General features: G+C 73.3%; 14 protein-coding genes. 9 read left to right on the forward strand and 5 right to left on the reverse strand.

Annotated elements, in window-relative coordinates:
* The first annotated feature begins 93 nt into the window (after positions 1-93).
* The 5 genes from LDL48_RS39870 (at position 94) to LDL48_RS39890 (ending at position 4,671) form a co-directional block, all read left to right on the forward strand.
* A complete protein-coding gene (locus LDL48_RS39870; RefSeq protein WP_225260379.1) occupies positions 94-1,641 on the forward strand; it encodes a long-chain-fatty-acid--CoA ligase in 1,548 nt (515 codons plus the stop codon).
* Between the two features lie 61 nt (positions 1,642-1,702).
* Positions 1,703-2,164: a DUF1707 SHOCT-like domain-containing protein gene (locus LDL48_RS39875; protein ID WP_225260380.1), complete on the forward strand. Its 462-nt coding sequence runs from the start codon at positions 1,703-1,705 to the stop codon at positions 2,162-2,164.
* 73 nt (positions 2,165-2,237) lie between these two features.
* Entirely contained in the window at positions 2,238-2,756 is a 519-nt protein-coding gene (locus LDL48_RS39880; RefSeq protein WP_225260381.1) for a SigE family RNA polymerase sigma factor, read from the forward strand.
* The gene (locus LDL48_RS39885) at positions 2,753-3,589 is read left to right on the forward strand and encodes a hypothetical protein (protein WP_225260382.1); all 837 of its coding nucleotides are present in this window, start codon (positions 2,753-2,755) and stop codon (positions 3,587-3,589) included. Before LDL48_RS39880 ends, LDL48_RS39885 begins: the two co-directional genes overlap by 4 nt.
* Positions 3,586-4,671: an amidoligase family protein gene (locus LDL48_RS39890; protein WP_225260383.1), complete on the forward strand. Its 1,086-nt coding sequence runs from the start codon at positions 3,586-3,588 to the stop codon at positions 4,669-4,671. The genes LDL48_RS39885 and LDL48_RS39890 overlap by 4 nt, the downstream gene beginning before the upstream one ends.
* A gap of 296 nt (positions 4,672-4,967) precedes the next feature.
* Here LDL48_RS39890 and LDL48_RS44340 read toward each other — a convergent pair whose 3' ends face one another.
* Entirely contained in the window at positions 4,968-6,026 is a 1,059-nt protein-coding gene (locus LDL48_RS44340; RefSeq protein WP_308016551.1) for an inositol monophosphatase family protein, read from the reverse strand.
* Positions 6,027-6,426: 400 nt separating this feature from the next.
* Between LDL48_RS44340 and LDL48_RS39905 the strand changes: the two genes are divergently transcribed.
* The gene (locus LDL48_RS39905) at positions 6,427-6,807 is read left to right on the forward strand and encodes a VOC family protein (protein WP_225260384.1); all 381 of its coding nucleotides are present in this window, start codon (positions 6,427-6,429) and stop codon (positions 6,805-6,807) included.
* Between the two features lie 166 nt (positions 6,808-6,973).
* Here the strand turns inward: LDL48_RS39905 and LDL48_RS39910 are convergent, their stop codons facing one another.
* The 3 genes from LDL48_RS39910 to LDL48_RS39920 form a co-directional block, all read right to left on the reverse strand.
* The gene (locus tag LDL48_RS39910; RefSeq protein WP_225260385.1) at positions 6,974-7,432 is read right to left on the reverse strand and encodes a hypothetical protein; all 459 of its coding nucleotides are present in this window, start codon (positions 7,430-7,432) and stop codon (positions 6,974-6,976) included.
* Positions 7,432-8,025 (reverse strand): RNA polymerase sigma factor, encoded by a 594-nt coding sequence (locus tag LDL48_RS39915; protein ID WP_225260386.1) that lies wholly within the window; start codon positions 8,023-8,025, stop codon positions 7,432-7,434. Before LDL48_RS39915 ends, LDL48_RS39910 begins: the two co-directional genes overlap by 1 nt.
* A gap of 96 nt (positions 8,026-8,121) precedes the next feature.
* Positions 8,122-9,522 carry a S8 family peptidase gene (locus LDL48_RS39920; protein ID WP_225260387.1) on the reverse strand — a complete coding sequence of 467 codons (1,401 nt, stop codon included), beginning with the start codon at positions 9,520-9,522 and terminating at the stop codon, positions 8,122-8,124.
* 42 nt (positions 9,523-9,564) lie between these two features.
* Here LDL48_RS39920 and LDL48_RS44860 point away from each other — a divergent pair, with 42 nt between their 5' ends.
* Together LDL48_RS44860 and LDL48_RS39930 are read left to right on the forward strand one after the other, a co-directional pair.
* Positions 9,565-12,192 (forward strand): CHAT domain-containing protein, encoded by a 2,628-nt coding sequence (locus LDL48_RS44860; RefSeq protein ID WP_225260388.1) that lies wholly within the window; start codon positions 9,565-9,567, stop codon positions 12,190-12,192.
* 35 nt (positions 12,193-12,227) lie between these two features.
* Positions 12,228-12,800, forward strand: a complete 573-nt coding sequence (locus LDL48_RS39930) for an adenylate/guanylate cyclase domain-containing protein (RefSeq protein ID WP_225260389.1) — start codon at positions 12,228-12,230, stop codon at positions 12,798-12,800.
* A 217-nt stretch (positions 12,801-13,017) separates the two neighbouring features.
* Here the strand turns inward: LDL48_RS39930 and LDL48_RS39935 are convergent, their stop codons facing one another.
* Positions 13,018-15,804 carry a DEAD/DEAH box helicase gene (locus tag LDL48_RS39935; RefSeq protein ID WP_225260390.1) on the reverse strand — a complete coding sequence of 929 codons (2,787 nt, stop codon included), beginning with the start codon at positions 15,802-15,804 and terminating at the stop codon, positions 13,018-13,020.
* A gap of 87 nt (positions 15,805-15,891) precedes the next feature.
* Between LDL48_RS39935 and LDL48_RS39940 the strand changes: the two genes are divergently transcribed.
* Positions 15,892-16,629, forward strand: coding sequence for an HAD family hydrolase (locus tag LDL48_RS39940; RefSeq protein ID WP_225260391.1), 738 nt, complete (start codon positions 15,892-15,894; stop codon positions 16,627-16,629).
* Positions 16,630-17,609: the final 980 nt, after the last annotated feature.

The raw sequence follows: 17,609 nt of genomic DNA on the forward strand, positions 1-17,609 counted from the left end.
GGCGGCGGAAACCCGCGGGCACCGTTGCTGCGTCCGGCGTCGTCGCTTGGCATGCTGCACGTGACCGCCGACACAGCTCCCGAAGGAGACCGCATGCTCAATCTCTCCGTCCTCCTGGAGGACAGCGCACGCCGCTACCCGGACCGGACCGCGGTGGTGCTCGGCGACCAGCGCCTGACGTACGCCCAGGTGGACGCGGCGGCCAACCAGGTGGCGAACCTCCTCGTGGCCCGCGGCATCCGGCCCGGCGACAAGGTGGCGATGTCCTGCCCGAACCTGCCCTACTTCCCGGTGATCTACTACGGCATCGTCAAGGCGGGCGCCGTGGTGGTCCCGCTGAACGTGCTGCTCAAGGGCCGGGAGGTGGCGTACCACCTGAACGACGCGCAGGCCCGGGCGTACTTCTGCTTCGCCGGGACCGCCGAGCTGCCGATGGGCGCCGAGGGCCACGCCGGGTTCACCCAGGCGGACGACTGCGAGCACTTCTTCCTGATCACCGCGGACCCGGCCGCGGCGTCGCCGATCGAGGGTGCCGAGACGCTGGGCGCGGCGCTGCGCGGGCAGCCGGCCACGTTCGCCACGGTGCAGACCGCGGAGACCGACCCGGCGGTGATCCTCTACACCAGCGGCACCACCGGCCAGGCCAAGGGCGCCGAACTGTCCCACGCCAACCTGGTGCTGAACGCGCTCACCTGCAACCGGCTGTTCCGCAGCGTGCCGGCCACGGACACCCACCTGCTGGTGCTGCCGCTGTTCCACTCGTTCGGCTCGACGGTCAACATGAACGCCGGCTTCTCCATGGCGGCCACCCTGGTGCTGCTCCCCCGGTTCGACGCGGCCGCCGCGGTGAAGCTGCTGGAACAGGAGGACGTCACGTTCTTCGCGGGCGTCCCGACCATGTACTGGGGGCTGCTGAACGCGCTCGGCGAGGGCGTGGACGTCGCACGCATCGCCCGGAACATGCGGGTCGCGGTCTCCGGCGGATCCAGCCTGCCCGTGGAGATCATCAAGCAGGTCCGGGACCGCCTCGGCGTGCAGATCCTGGAGGGGTACGGCCTGTCCGAGACGTCCCCGGTCGCCACCTTCTCCGACCCGGACAGCGAACCCCGGCCCGGCTCGATCGGCGTGCCGATCTGGGGCGTCGAGGTGCAGCTCGTGGACGAGTCCTGGCGGACCGTGGACGGGGTGGACGAGATCGGCGAGATCGCCATCCGCGGCCACAACATCATGCGCGGCTACTACAACCGGCCGGACGCCACCGCCGAGGTGATGCGGGACGGCTGGTTCCGCACCGGCGACCTGGCCCGGCGCGACGCCGACGGCTTCTACTACATCGTCGACCGGGCCAAGGACATGATCATCCGGGGCGGTTACAACGTGTACCCGCGGGAGATCGAGGAGGTCCTGATGACGCACGAGGCGGTGTCGCTGGCGGCCGTCATCGGGGTGCCGCACGACAGCCTCGGCGAGGAGGTCAAGGCGTACGTGATCCGTACCGAGGGAGCCACCGCCAGCGAGGACGACCTGATCGCCTGGAGCCGGGACCAGATGGCCGCCTACAAGTACCCGCGGATCGTCACCTTCGTCGACAGCCTGCCCATGACCGCCACCGGCAAGCTGCTCAAACGCGCGCTGAGCTGAGGCGCACCGGGTTGCCCGGTTCCGCCGTGCCCGGGCCCGCCCAGGGGTTACCTTCGCGATCATGCGGGACCAGCGCGTCGGGTCCACCGACCGGGCCGAGGTCATCGGCCTGCTCGGCCGCGCCCTGGAGAAGGGGCACCTGACTCTGCCCGAACACGACGCCCGGGTGGTCGCGGTCGGCACCGCCACGTACGCCTCGGAGCTGCTCGACCAGCTCAGCGACCTGCCGCCGGAGTACGCCTGGCTGCCGGCCGCGGCGATCGCCCCGGCGCCCGGCCCGGCCGGCCCGGGTTCGTCCGGCCGCGCCGCGCTGGTCCTCGGCATCCTGTCCCTGCCGACGTCGTTCTGCGTGCTGGGTGGCCTGCTCGGCGCGGTCGCCGTGGTGCTCAGCCTGCGCGGACCGCGCCGGCCCGGCTGGGGCCCCGCGCTGATCGGCCGGGTCCTCGGCCTGGTCGGCATCGCGCTGTCCTCGGTCGCGCTCGTCGCTCTGGTGCTTGCGCTGGGTGGCGACACTGGCCCGTGATCGCGCCGGCCCCCCGAAAAAAGTTTGGCGGGCCGGTTCAACAAATCGACCCCAGGGATGCGTCGTAGTGGATGTGACCTTCGAGCAATTCGCGGTGGCCCGACTTCCGAGCCTGCTGCGGTACGCGGTCGTTCTCACCGGCGACCGTGACCTCGCGCAGGATGTCGTTCAGGAGGTGCTAGCCCGGGCGCAGGTCCGGTGGAAGCGGATCAGCGGGGCGGACTCCCCTGAGGCGTACGTGCGACGCATGGTGCTGAACGAGTACCTGTCGTGGCGGCGCAGCTGGGCGGCCCGGAACGTACACGCCGTCGGTGAGCGGCTGGTCGACCTTGACGACGCCCGGGGCGGGGTGCACGACCACGCCCAGGACGTCGTGGACGCCGACGATCTGTGGAAACGGCTGGCCACGCTGGGGCGGAAGCAACGTGCGGTGCTGGTGCTGCGCTACTACGAGCACCTGGACGACGACGCGATCGCCGACCTGCTCGGCTGCTCACCGGTGACGGTGCGGAGTCACGCATCGAGGGCACTGAAGAATCTCCGGCTCTCGTCGGAGCGCCAGTACATGATCCACGCCGAGGAGACGTCGTGACCGATCACGAAGACCAGCTACGCCGGGCCTTCGCCACCCATGAGAACGAGGCTCCCGATCCGGCCGCGGTGTACGCCCGGGTGCAGGACCTGGCCCGCAGCTACCGGTGGCGCCGGCGGGGTGTCCAGGCCGCCGGCGGCATGGTGCTCGGCGCCGGCCTGATCGCCGGAGCGATCACCGTGCCCGGGATGCTCCCCGGTAACCAGGACAACTCCTTCAACATGGTGGCGCCCGCCGCGGCACCGTCGGCCGCGCCGAGCGTGTCGCCGCTCGGGCCCGGAGCCGACCCCAACCAGCGGGAGTACGACGCCTTCTTCGCCGCCGGCTACGACTACGGCGACGCCGAGCAGCTCGCCAAGATCTGGAAGTCGAAGGAAGAGATCGGCCAGGTCAAGATCGAGGCGGGCCGGCGGCTGCTGGCCGGCGAGACGCTGCCGGTCCGGCCGACTCCGGACGACAACGACTCGGGCGGCGAGGAAGTCGAGGTCGACCCGGTGGAGGAGGCCCGCTACCGGGCGTACTTCGAGGCGGGCTACGTCTACGAGGACGCCGAGCGGCTGGCCGAGCTGTGGAACCTCGACGACCCGTCGAAGGCCAAGGTCGAGGCCGGCAAGAAGCTGCTGGACGGCAAGAAGCTCCCGTTCAAGCCGAAGCCGGCGAACGTGGCCGACGCCCTCGAGGGCAAGCGGGTCAACAAGTTCTTCGAGGCCGGGTACGACGTCGACGACGCCGTGCAGCTCGCCAAGGTGTGGAACCTGGACACCGCGTACAAGGCGAAGGTCGAAGGCGGAAAGCGGCTGCTGGCCGGAAACAAGCTGCCGATCAAGCCGTGACCGCACAGCTGCACCGGCGTACCGGGTTCGAGATCGAGCTGATGGCCCCCGCGGGCCTCAGCCGGCGGACCCTGGCGGAGGACCTGGCGGCCCGCTCCGGCGGCCGGGTCCAGCCGGTGTGGCATTCCGACAGCGAACCGTCCCTGGTCCCCGGCCTGGGACGGTTCCTGCATCTGACCCAGGGTTTCGCGGTCCGGCGGGCGGACGGCAGCCTGCTCTGCACGCTGGTGGACGACGTCACGCTGCTCGCCGACCTGGACCCGCGGACCGCCCCGCCGCCCGGCTGGTTCCGCATCCTCAGCGACGACTCCCGGCTGATCAACCTGCTGGCCGCGCAGAGCGACCCCGGCGGCACCCTCGACGAGGCCCTGGACGCAACCGCCCGGCTGTGGGGCACCACGACGGAACGGATCGGCTCGGTGTACCGGCTGAACGACCCGGCCGGCACCACGATCGCGCTGGCCGCACCGCAGGGCGCGGAACGTGAACGCCCCTGCGAGATCGTCACGCCGCCGCTCACCGGCGACCACGGCGCCGCGCTGGAGGAACTGCTCGGCCCGGCCCGCGAGCTGGGCTTCACCGTCCCGCGCGAGGCCGCCGTGCACCTGCACCTGGACGGCGCGCCGTTCCGCCGGCCGCACGCCCTGGCCAACGTCGTACGGCTGTTCGCGCACTGGCGCGAGCCGCTCCGCACGCTGCTACAGACCAATCCGGCCTGCCGCCGGCTCGCACCGCTGCCCGAGCCCCTGGTGGCGGCGGCCGCCGGCAACCCGTCCGAGGACGATCTGCGGAAAGCCGCGACGGACGGCGAACTGACCAAGTTCTTCGACGTCAACCTGACCCAGTTGCTGACCGACACGCCGCTGCGGGACACCATCGAGATCCGGATCCTGCCCGGCGCGGTCCACGCCGACGACATCCTGAACCGGGCCGGCCTGCTCGAACTGCTCCTCGACCGCTGCCTGGACCCGGAACCGTTCCCGGCCGCCCCCGAGGCACCGGACGCCGGGGTACCCGCACTGCTCGACGTGGCGGCGGGCGTCCTGGCCGAGCGCTCCGAATCCTCGACCGCCCCGCACTGACCGGCCCGCTCCGCAACCTCCCAGGCCCCGCCGCCTCCCAGGCCCCGCCGCCTCCCAGGCCCGGCGACCTCCCAGGCCCCGCGACCTCCCAGGCCCGCCCCCGCCTCCCAGGCCCGCCCCCGCCTCCCAGGCCCCGCCCGCCTCCCAGGCCCCGCCCGCCTCCAGGCCCCGCCCGCCTCCAGGCCCCGCCCGCCTCCCAGGCCCCGCCCCCCGCCTCGCAGGCACTCCGCCGTCAGGCTCCTCCGCCGTCTCCGGGCCAGCCTGTACTCCCGGCCCGGCCCCAGCCCCTCGCCGGGTTACCGACCGGGCGCGGTCGGGCGGGTCAAGGTGTGGACCGCCGCCTCCGCCAGATCCGGGTCGCGGGCGAACACCGACGGGCCCCCGCCGGGCCGCCGCCGCCCGTCCAGGCCCCGGTAGGTGCCGCCGGCCTCCGTCACGATCAGTGCGGTGGCCGCGAAGTCCCAGACCTGCCCGCTGGTCTGCACCGCCAGGTCGAGATCGCCGCGGGCCACGGCCAGCGGTGGATGCAGCGTCCACGGCCGGGCCGGGGTGACCGTGAGCAGCGGGGCCGCCACGGCCGGCGCCTTGGGGACGACGTTCGCGCCCGTGGCCGGATCGTCGAACACCGGCAGCACCCCGAGCCGACTCGCGGCCAGCCCACCCGGCCGTACCGGCGCGACCGCGATCCGCCGACCGACCCCGATCCCGGCCGCTGCGGGACCGGCCGCGCCGAGGACGGCCGCATCGAGAACGGCCGCATCGATCTCCGCCTCGTAGGCCCCCGCGCCGCGCCGGGCCCACCAGATCCGGCGCTGGGCCGGCACGACCGCGACCCCGACCTCGATCTCGCCGTTCAGCTCCAGCGCGAGCAGCACCAGCCAGCGGCCGATCCCCTCGACGAACAGGGCGGTCCCGTCGATCGGATCGATGATCCAGCGCCGCACACCGACGACGCCTTCCACCGTGCCACCCGCGACACCTCCCGCCGTGCCACCCGCGACACCTCCCGCCGTGCCACCCGCGACACCTCCCGCCGTGCCACCCGCGACACCTCCCGCCGTGCCACCCGCGACACCTCCCGCCGTGCCACCCGCGACACCTTTCGCGTTGCCGACGGTAACCTCCGCCGTGTTGCCGACAGTAACGCCGCCCTCCTCGCCGAGGACGGTGTCACCGGGCCGGGCCGCGGCGAGTTCGGCACGGATCGTCCGCTCCACGGCCCGGTCGGCCTCGGTCACCACGCTGCCGTCCACCTTGTGCTCCCGCCGCAGGCCGGCCAGCGCCGCGAAGTACCGCATCGCCACCGCCGCACCACGCATCGCGGCCTGCTGGGCCAGCCGTAGATCGTCTGTCACTCCCCCATCCTGCCTGCCGCGCCTCTATCGGGAAGGTCGTGTGGAGCTGTGGTCGTCACACAGCCACAACTAACACGACTGCGCCGCGCGCCGTGAGCGCACCACCCACCAGAGCCGGTTCACGTGTGGACTCCCGGCACCCACCGCACCAGAACGCCACACGCCCCCCACGGCGACCCCAACCATGCGGACCTACGGCACCCACCCCACCCCAACCCCACACACCCCCACCACGACCCCAACCGTGCGGAAACGGCGGCACTGCGCGAGCGGCGCGGACCCGCGACTGCCCGGGCTCGACGTGCGGAGGTCGCGGGCGATCCGGCTCCAAGCCTCGACGCCGGCTCCGAGATCCGGTGCGATGAAACCGGCGACCCGTGATGGTGGGAGGCTGGTCGGCGTGCACCGTAGCCGCCTCTATGGCCTCTTCATCGACACCCCGCACCGGGACGCCCCGGCGGCCGCCTCGTTCTGGTCGCAGGCCCTCGGCGTGCCGGCCCGTCCGGTCCCCGGGGAGGAGCAGTTCACCGCGCTGCCCGGCGCCTTCCCCAACCTCACCGTGGACGTGCAGGCGGTGGACGACGCGCCGCGGTACCACGTGGACATCGAGACCGACGACGTCGACGCGGAGACCGCCCGGCTGATCGCGCTGGGCGCCGTGGAGGTCGCCCGCTGGCTGGACTGTCACGTGTTACGGGCGCCGGGCGGTCACCTGCTCTGCGTCGTACCCGTGCACAGCGATCCGGAGGTGTTCGCCGCGCATGCTCGCACCTGGCCGTAGGCGGGCAGGTGTCGGGGCCCGGAGATCCACATCAGGCGGCGAGGTGCGGGTCGCAACACTGCACGGCATCGCCACAGTGATCACCGGCGGGCGGCGGGACTTCTCGACGGGCCGGGATCGGGGTCGCATCGCACCGGAGCGGAGGCCGCGACCCTGCGGGCAAGGGTCAGGCGTTGATCCACTCGGTGGCCACCCGGCGGCCGGCCACCACGCACTCGATGCGGACCGGTCCCCGGCGCTCGGCCGGGAACGCGAAGCAGCCCACCTCGTCCGCGCACGTCTCGGCCACCGGGCCGCCCGCGGCGATCAGCCGTACCGTGCCGGGCTCCGGCGGGATCAGCTGCCCCTCGATGCCGGCGTCGCTGACCTCGATCTCGACCCGCAGCTCGCCCAGCGCGAACACCAGGTTGCGGGGGGCGCCGGAGGCCGGGCCGCGAATCGCCACCAGTCCGTCGGTGTAGGAGTCGTAGAGCAGGGCGGCGATCGCCAGGTCGCCGTCGCCGAAGTGCCAGGGCTGGACGGCCCGGGCCGACTCGATCAACAGCTGTTCGAGGGGTTCCGGCCGGACCGCCTCGGCGAGGTCGCGGAGCAACTCCTCATCGTCGTGCCAGTTTCGCCACGGCATCACGGACACCTCCCCAGGTCTGCGGATCGGTCCGCGTCGAGATAGGCCCGGACCGCGTCGGTCTCGCGCAGCTTGTCGAGCACGCGGCTGCGGGTCGGGCCGATACTTCCGATCGGTATACCCAGAATGCGGCTGATATCCGCGTACGAGTACGGCGGATCTGCGGTCAGCATCAGCAGCAGCTCCCGGTGCTGCGGCGACAGCTCGCGGAGTCCGTTCAGGAGCACCTGACGTCGCTCGGCGGCGAGCAGCACCGCGTCGATCTCGGGGTCGTCGGGGTCATCGGCGACCTGCATGGTCAACGGGTCCATCGCCACGCTGCGTCCGTTGATCCGCAGGAAGCGTTCGCACTCGTGGCGGGTGGTGGTGGCGAGCCAGCCCGGCAGGGCGGCCGGCTCGCGGATCTGGCCGAGGTGTTCGACGAGCCGCAGCCACACCAGCTGGCCGACGTCCTGGGTGTCGGCCGGGGACAGTCGATAGTGCCGGATGACGAACGCCACCAGGCCCGCGAAGCGGCGGACCAGTTCCTCCCAGGCGTGTTCGTCACGGTCGATGCTTGCCTTGACCAGCGTCGGTAGGTCCCATTCGGACATGTCTGTCGGTCCCATGTCGTCCCCGCTCTGCCGGAAGAGGGCCGGGCGGCGCCCCGTTGCCGCCCGGTGTCGCACAATCCGGAGCCCGGCACGGGATCAACCCAGCCCCTGCAGGATCCGCATCGCCTTGCCGAAGCCGTGGATCTCCTTGCCGTATGCGTCTAGCTTGTCCACCGCCGCACGCGGCTCCATCCCCTCTTCATAGCTGATCCTGGCCACCGCGCCAGCAATTTGTGGTGCGGCGAACGACGTTCCACTCCAGATCGCCCACGCATCGTGGTCGAACCGATCCGGTGCGGAGTCGAATACCGGCGATTCCGTGCCACCGACGTACGTCGAGCGGATCCCCTCGGCCACTGTCGAGAATCGGACATCGCCATAGTTGGACCAGGTGGCCGGGGTCAGGAACGCGGTCAGCCCGGCGACCGCCTCCACTCCGTCCAGTGCGGCCGGCCACACCACGGACCGGTCGCCGTGGTTGCCGGCGGCCGCGATGATCACCGTCTGCCCGGCAGACTCCCGCACCACCGTGGACACCGCCTCGGCGGTGGCCGGCGGCGGCTGGTCGTCGACCGTACGGATGCCGAGCGACAGGTTGATGATCTGCGCGCCGTCGTCGTGGGCGCGGAGGATCGCCTCGGCGATCTCCGCGTCGGTGGCGAAGCCGTCCGTGTCGGCGGCCCGGTACATCCGGATGTCGGCCTGTGGCGCCACCCGCTGCACGATGCCGGCCACGAACGTGCCGTGCCCGGCCTGGAAGTCCAGCAGTCCGTCCGGGCCGGCCGGCAGCATGTCCAGCACGTCGATGTTGTCGTCGGTCCGCCGCACCGCGTTCAGCCAGCCGTCCGGCCGCGTCGAACGCGGGATGCCGGTGTCGATGATCGCGACCCGGACGGTGCCACCCTCGGCGGCCGGCGGTGCCGTGATCGCGGCCTCCGTCCCGACGGCGGCGAACCGGGCCGCGCGGGCGCCCGGAGCGGGCGGCGGGGGCGGCGGCGGAGGCGTCGGCTCGGGCCCGCCGAGTCCCTTACCGACCGCGGCCATGGTGGCCAGGTAGTTGGGCCAGGCCGGCACCTTGGCCGCGCCGCAGGCGTCGACGATGCGGTCCACCTCGGACGCGGAAGCCGCCGGCCGGCGCATCCGGACGTGGGCGCCGCGGCGGCCGGAGACCGCCGGCGGCGGCGCGAACCCGGTGAAGAGACTGCCCACGGTGCCACCGCTGAACTCGGCGGCCGGCAGCACCACCTCACCGCGGGCGAGCAGGCACAATGCACCGTCGCGACGGGACCGCGCCTCCACCTGGGCCCGGCCCTGATCGCCGCACCGGCGACCGATCAGGATGCCGAGGAGGCGGGCGTCCGCGCCGGCCGTACCCTGGCCGAGTTGGCTGATCTGCTGCGGCAGGATCGCCCGGAGTCGGGCGAGGTCGGCCGGCCCGTAGGATTCCGGGTAGTCCTCCTCGAAGGCGTATCCCAGGCGGTCCTTCTCGAACTTCATGTCGGTTCCCTGGTCCTCAGCTCGGCGGAAGTGGGTCTTTCGGTGGGAATAGAGACGCCGGACGACCTCGTGATACATGCCAGACGCCTGCACGAGAGCGTGATCGCCGATCCGCAGCGCTTCGGCGGGATCGCGGCCGACCTGGTGAGGCAGGCGCGGCGGTCCGGTCCGCCGGCCGCGCTGGCGCTCGCGCTGCGCGCCCAGGCGTGGGCGCTCCGGGCCCAGTTCGCGGCGGCCGAAGCGAAACGCCTGCTCGACGAGGCCGCCGCGGTGGCCCGCCGGCACGCGCTGGACCAGGTCCTCGCCGACGTGCTGGTGACCCGGGCGGTGGTCAACCAGGAACTCGGCAACCTGACCGGCGCCCAGCGGGACCTGGACACCGCGGCCCCGCTGGCCGCGCCGGACCGGGCCGTCGAGCTGCGGTTCCAGACCGCGGTCCTGCACCAGAACCTGGGCCGGTTGCGTCCGGCCGCGGCGGCGTACCGGGCGGTGCTGGCGGACCCGGGCACTTCGGCACGGCTGCGCGTGGTGGCCGGCAACAACCTCGCCATGATCAATGCACAGTACGGGCGGCACGCCGACGCGCTCCGCCTGCTCGCCGACGCGGCCGCGCGGGCACCCGGCGTCGGCCCCGCCCACGTGGCCATGGTGATCGAGACGCAGGCGTGGGTGACCGTGCACGCCGGCCGGCTGACCGACGGCATCCGGCTGTTCGAGGCCGCGGCGCGTGCGCACGAGGCCGCCGGGCTGCCGCTGGGCGAACACTTCGTGGAGTACGCCGACGCGCTGATGGACCTGCGGCTGATCCCGGAGGCCACGGACGCCGCCCGGGCCGCGGCCGAGGAGTTCCGGCTGGGCGGGGTGCCGCTGATGGGCGCGGAGGCGGAACTGCGGGTGGCCCAGCTGGCGTTGCTCTCCGGCGATCCGGAGCAGGCCGAGGCCGCCTCCACGGCGGCGATCCACAGCTTCGACCGTCAGGGCCGGCGGGCGTGGAAGGCACGCGCGACGCTGGTCCGGGCCGAGGCCAGACTGCACGAGGGTACGGCCACCGCGGCGGACCTGCGCGACGCCCGCCGGGTGTGCCGGACGCTGGAACGGCAGGGCACCTGGTCGTACGCGGTCGGCGCCTACCTGATCACCGGCCGGATCGCGGCGGCGCTACACCGCCGCGCGGACGCGGTCGCCGCGTACCGGCGGGCCGCCGACCTGGCCCGGCGCAGCCCGGTCCTGATCCGGATGCGCGGCAGGGTGGCCGGGGCGATGGCGGCGTGCCTGCTCGGCGACGACGCGGCGGTGCTGGGGTACTGCCGTCGAGGCCTGGCCGACCTGGCCCGGCACCGCACCGCCCTGCCCTCGGTGGAACTCCGCGCGCTGGCCTCCGGACACGGCGCCGAGCTGGGTCAGCTCGGCCTGGAGGTGGTGGTCCGGGACGGTTCGGCGCCGCGGGTGCTGGACTGGATGGAACGCACCCGGGCGGCGGCGCTGCTGGCCGTGGAACCGCCGGGCGGCACCGCGGTCGACGACCTGGAGGCGCTGCGCGGCATCCACGCCGAACTGGACACGCTGGCCGTCGGCGACCGCGGCGTCACCGCGCCGGAGCCGCTGGTGGCCCGGCAGAAGCAGCTCGAGGACCGGATCCGGCGGGCCAGCTGGCACCACGGCGGCCCGAACCGGGCGGTCGGCGCCACCATGCGGCCCGCGCAGCTGCGCGGCCGGCTGGGCGGTCGGACCCTGGTGGAGTACGCCGTCCTCGGCGGTGACCTGGTCGCCGTGGTGGTCGAGCCGCGGCGCAGCCGGCTGGTCATGCTCGGTCCCGCGGCCGCCGTGCTCGACCAGGTACGCACGCTGTTCTTCGCGTTGCGCCGGATGACCCAGCCGCTGCCCGACTCGTCACTGGCCGCGGCCCGGCTCAGCGCCGACTCCCGGGTGGCCCGGCTGCGCACCATGCTGCTGCGGCCGCTGACCCTGCCCGCGGACGCGGAACTGGTGGTGGTGCCGGTCGGGCACCTGCACGGCATCCCGTGGTCGGCGCTGTGGGACGGGCCGGTCTCCCTGGCGCCGTCCGCGGCGCTTTGGGCCCGCACCAGCGAGGCCGCCGGCACCCGTCCACGGCCGGGCCCCACCGTGCTGGTGGAGGGCCCGCACCTGGTCGGCGCCAGCACCGAGGTGCAGCGGCTGCGCAAGCTGTACCCGGACGCCACCGCGGTGACCCCGCCGGACAGCACCGCCGCCGAGGTGCTCCGGCTGCTCGACGGCGCCGGACTGGCGCACCTGGCCTGCCACGGTTGGCTCCGCGCGGACAACCCGCTGTTCTCCTCGCTGGTGCTCAGCGACGGGCCGCTGACCGTGCAGGAACTGCAGACCAGCGGCGCCGCCCCGCACCGGTTGGTGCTGGCGTCGTGCCAGTCCGGGGCGGACGTCAGCTACGCCGGTGACGAGGTCCTCGGCTTCATCAGCTCGCTGCTGGCCCGGGGCACGGCGGGCGTGGTGGCCAGCGTCGCCGCGGTGCCGGACGTGGCCGCGGTGGACCTGATGTACCGCCTCCACGAGAGCCTCGCCGACGGCCGTACCCTCGCCCACGCTCTGTTCGCGGCGCGGGAGGAACTCAACCGAACGGACCCCGCCGCCTACGTCAACTGGTGCACGTTCACCGCCTACGGTGCCGCCTGACGTATCAGGGGCTTCCGTCGGTTCTCTGACTCTTCGTGGACGTCGTACGGGAACTCGACATGCACCTCGACAGTGGACGACGACGGCGCGCCGCCGTGTTGTTCGCGGACCTGACGGGCTTCACCCGGCTCGTCGAGACAGTGGAACCGGAAATCGTGTACCAGGTGGTACGCCCGCTCCTGGACGATCTGGCCGCCATCGCCAGCCGCCACGGGGGCGAGATCCAACAGGTGCTCGGGGACGGCTTCATGTGCGTTTTCGGAGCACACGAGACACTGGGCGACGAGGCGCACCGGGCGGTGCGCGCCGGCCGGGCGATGATCGCCGCGGGTGGCACGGCGGTGGTCCGTCCTCCGGTGCACGCCGGCGTGGAGTACGGCGACGTCTACGTCACCCCGTCCTGGCCGCCGGCCGGGTACGGCGTGTGGGGACGCACGGTGAACCTGGCGAAGCGGCTGTGCGACCTGGCCGGGCCGGGCGAGTTGCAGATCGGGCCGGAGGCCTTCGCCCGCACCGCCGACCTGGTCGGTCCCACGCTGGCCGGCCGGACCCGCCTCAAGGGCATCGTCGACCCGGTCGTCACCCACCGCCTCCCGGCGGCCGCCTGAACCGCCACCGGCCGCGCCGGACCACACCGTGCCCCGGCCCGCAGCCGACCCTGCCCCGGCCCGCAGCCGACCAGACCGTGCCCCGGGCCGCGCCCGACCCTGCCCCGCCCCGCGGCCGACCAGACCGTGCCCCGGGCCGCGCCCGGACGGACGGCGCCTGGACAGACGGCGCCTGGACGGACGGCGCCTGGACGGACGGCGCCTGGACCGCGGCCGGTCAGACGGTGCCCTGGTAGGCGAGCACGCCGCGGTTCACCGCGGTGATCGCCTTGCGGGCCGACTCCCGCACCGCGGCCGGCACCGAGGACGCGTCCCGGATCTGACTGAGCAGATCGAGCACCTGCCGCGCCCAGCGGACGAAGTCCCCGGCCGGCATGTCCGCGTCGTAGTTGTGGCCGCTGGCCAGCACCCGGGCCAGCGGTTCGCCGCGGGCCCAGCGGTACATCGGCCAGACGAAGCCCGGGTCCGGTTCCCGGGTCAGCGACAGCCCGTGCCCGGCCTCGTCCGCCTCGATCTCCGCCCACAACTTCACCGTGGCGTCCACCGCCGTGGTGACCGGCCCCTTCGGCACCGACGCCCGCTCGTCGCCCTCCCGGCGGGACTCGTAGAGGACCATGGACACCGCCGCGGCGAGTTCGTCCGGGGCCAGTCCGTCCCACACGCCGCGGCGCAGGCACTCGGCGACCAGCAGGTCGGCCTCGGTCCAGATCCGGCCCAGCATCCGCCCGGCCTCGGTGACCTCGCCGCCGGTCGTCAGATAGCCGCGGGCCGCCAGCACCGCGCACACCTCGTCGAACGTCCGGGCCAGCGAACTGGTCCGCCCGGCCACCTTGGCCCGCAGCCCCTCGGTGTCGCGCTGCAGCCGGTGCCGCCGCTCGGCCCAGCGGGCGTGCTCCTCACGGTCCGGGCAGGCGTGGCACGGGTGCTGCCGCATCTGCACCTTGAGCAGGGCGATCTCGGCGTCCTCGCCGGAGTTGCCCTTGCCCCGGCCGCGCCGCCCGCCGCCGTGCCGGTCCAGCCCGGTCGCGCTGACCTGGGCGGCGAGGTCGCGCCGGGCGGCCGGCGAGCGGGGGTTGAAGTGCTTGGGCACCCGGATGCGTTCGAGCACGTCGACCGGCCCGGGGAAGTCCGCAGCGCTGACCCGCCCGGCCCAGCGGTCCTGGGTGAGCACCATCGGCCGGGGCTCGCCGAAGCCGCCGGTGCCCGGTTCCAACACCACCGCGAGTCCGGCGCGACGGCCCTGCGGCACCCGGATCACGTCGCCGATGCGGAGCCGTTCCAGAGAGGACACCGCCGCCGACCGGCGCTGCGCGGCGCCCTGGCGGGCGAGGGCGCGTTCCCGGTCGGCGATCGCCACCCGGATGCCGAAGTACTCCTCGAAGTCGCCGTGGTGACAGGTCTCGTCGGCGGCGTACGTCTGCATGGTCTCGACGTTGCGTTGCACCTGCCGGGCCAGACCCACCACCGACCGGTCCGCCTGGAACTGGGCGAACGACGACTCGAGCAGCTCGCGGGCCTGATCCGCGCCGACCGTGCCGACCAGGTTGACCGCCATGTTGTACGACGGGCGGAACGACGAACGCAGCGGATAGGTGCGGGTGGACGCCAGGCCGGCGACGTGGCGCGGGTCGACCTCCGGGCTCCACAGCACCACCGCGTGCCCCTCCACGTCGATGCCCCGGCGCCCGGCCCGGCCGGTGAGCTGGGTGTACTCCCCCGGCGTCAGGTCCACGTGCGCCTCGCCGTTGAACTTGACCAGCCGTTCCAGCACCACGCACCGGGCCGGCATGTTGATGCCCAGCGCCAGCGTCTCGGTGGCGAACACCGCCTTGACCAGGCCGCGGACGAAGCACTCCTCGACCGCCTCCTTGAACGCCGGCAGCATCCCGGCATGGTGCGCCGCCACGCCCCGCTCCAGGCCGTCCAGCCACTCCCAGTAACCGAGGACGCCCAGATCCTCCTGCGGGATCGCGGCCACCCGGTCCTGGGCGATGCGGCGGATCTCGGCGCGCTCGTCCGAGTCGGTGAGCCGCAGCCCGGCGGCGAGGCACTGCTGCACCGCGGCGTCGCACCCGGCGCGGCTGAAGATGAACAGGATCGCGGGCAGCAGGTCCGCCCGGTCCAGGCGTTCCACCACCTCCGCCCGCGGCGGCGGCTGCCAGCGGCGGGACCGGCCGCCACGGCCGTTCCACCCCGGTCCGGCCGAGCGGTCGGTCAGCTCCAGCCGGCGCAGCATCTCGCGGGTGTAGCGCAACAATTCCGGGTGTACGTCGTGCTTGCGCGCCGCGTCGGCGTCGTGGAACAGGTCGAACATCCGCCGGCCGACCAGCATGTGCTGCCACAGGGGCACCGGCCGGTGCTCGCTGACCACCACCTCGGTCTCGCCGGCACGCACGGTGACCAGCCAGTCGGCGAACTCCTCGTAGTTGCTCACCGTGGCGGAGAGCGAGACCAGCGTGACCGACTCGGGCAGGTGGATGATCACTTCTTCCCACACCGCGCCACGGAACCGGTCGGCCAGGTAGTGCACCTCGTCCATCACCACGTAGGCCAGGCCCTGCAGCGCGGCCGAACCGGCGTAGAGCATGTTGCGCAGCACCTCGGTGGTCATCACCACCACCGGCGCGTCCCCGTTGATCGCGTTGTCGCCGGTGAGCAGGCCGACCCGCTCCGGACCGTACCTCTCCACCAGGTCGTGGTATTTCTGGTTGGACAGCGCCTTGATCGGGGTGGTGTAGAAGCACTTGCGGGTGCCGCCACGCAACGCCAGGTGCACCGCGAACTCGCCGACCACGGTCTTGCCGGCACCGGTGGGCGCGCAGACCAGCACCCCGCTGCCGCGTTCCAGCGCCTCGCACGCCTGCCGCTGGAAGTCGTCCAGGTCGAAACCGACGTCCTCCATGAAGTCGTCGAGCGCGGGAAACTCGGCGGCCCGCGCGGCCCGCCGCCGGGACTCCGCATAGCGCTCGGCGGGGCTGAGCTCCCCGGCGGGAGGACTAGTCATGACCACCAGGCTAGTTCGTGGGTATGACAGCTTGCAGTACACCCGGTTGCCGACGGCGGTGTCACACGGGCTCGGTATCGTGCATCCGTGCCGGATGCTGCCGAATCGACGGACCACCCTCCGCATACGCCACGGCGTCAGGTCGATGCCGTGCTGTTCGACTTCCACGGCACCCTGGCCCAGGTCGAGGAGCCGGTGTCCTGGGTCCTGGCCGCCGCCGCCACGTGCGGCGCCGAGCTGGACCGGGGCCGGGCGACCGCGCTGGCCGACCGGCTGGTCATGGCGGGCCGGGCCGGCGGGCCGCTGCCACACCGGGTGCCGCCCCACCTGTCCGAGCACTGGGCCGACCGCGACCTGTACGAACACAGTCACCGCGCCGCCTACACCGGACTGGCGGAGACCGTGGACGCCGGCGTCGAGGGCCTGGCCGACGCGCTGTACGACCGGCTCCTCGGCCCCCAGGGCTGGCTGCCGTACCCGGACACCGAGCCCACCCTGCGCACCCTGCACGACGCCGGCATCCGGGTCGCCGTGGTCAGCAACATCGGCTTCGACATCCGGCCGCACTTCGCCGCCTGGGGGCTGGACGCGCTGGTCGACGCGTTCGTACTCTCCTACGAGGTCGGCCGGTGCAAGCCCGACCCGGCGATCTTCCTGCGCGCCTGCGGAATGGTCGGCGCCGATCCGGAACGGTCACTGATGGTCGGCGACAGCCCGGCGGACGCGGGTGCGGTGCGGGCCGGCTGCGCGGCGCTGGTCCTTCCCGCCGCTGAGCCCGGCCACACCAACGGCCTGGACGCCACACTCGCCCTGACCGGCTGCTGACCCCCTCGCGCCCGCCTCGCCCCCGCCTCGCCCCCGCCTCGCCCCCGCCTCGCCCCCGCCTCGCCCCCGCCTCGCCCCCGCCTCGCCCCCGCCTCGCCCCCGCCTCGCCCCCGCCTCGCCCCCGCCTCGCCCCCGCCTCGCGGGGCGCGGGCGCCCCGCGGCCTCGATCTTGGACTTGTGGTGGGAACAAAAGCCGCATCGCACCGACGAACCGGGCACCACAAGTCCAAGATCGGCGGGAGTGGCGAGCGAGGCTAACTGGTGACGTGACTCGGCGGAGGCCGGGCAGATCGGGACGGCCGGACAGCACGAGGTGGCCGGACAGAAGGGACCGGCTGGGCAGAAGGGACCGGCTGGGCCCAAGGCGGATGCGCGCCGACGCGGCTGACTGACTGGGCGGCAGACTGCAGACGGCACCCGGCCGGGCGGCAAAGCGGTCGGGCGGCAAAGCGGTCGGGCGGCAAAGCGGTCGGTCGGCAAAGCGGTCGGTCGGCGGAGCACTCCGACGGCCACGTCGTGTGCAGCCCGAGCCTCCCCCGCGCCGCAGTTCCCACGCGCATCGGAGAGCTACGTGTGCGCAGCAACGGCTAGCTCCGCACCGTAACTCCCCGCACGCCACGAAGGGCAACAAACGTGCGCAGAAACGGCTAGCTCCACGCCGCAACTCCCCACACGCCACCAAGCGCAACAAACGTGCGCAGAAACGGCTAGCTCCACGCCGCAACTCCCCACACGGTCCGGGAAGCGGCCCCACCGCCCCGGGAAGCAGCCCCGCACCGCCCCAGAGGCAGCAAGCGCACCACAACTCCACACACCCGAACCCGAGACACGCAGACGGCAACCGCCGCAGCGGCTGACCGGAAACCAACTTGAGTGGGGGCATGGGTGATGGCCCGGGGTGGCCCGGGTGGTGGAGAGGTGTTCAGGCGGCGGCGGGGGTGAGGGTGACCTGTAGGCCCAGCGCTTCGAGTTGTTGGATC

The sequence above is a fragment of the Jidongwangia harbinensis genome, from assembly GCF_020216025.1.
Taxonomy (GTDB): domain Bacteria; phylum Actinomycetota; class Actinomycetes; order Mycobacteriales; family Micromonosporaceae; genus Actinoplanes; species Actinoplanes harbinensis.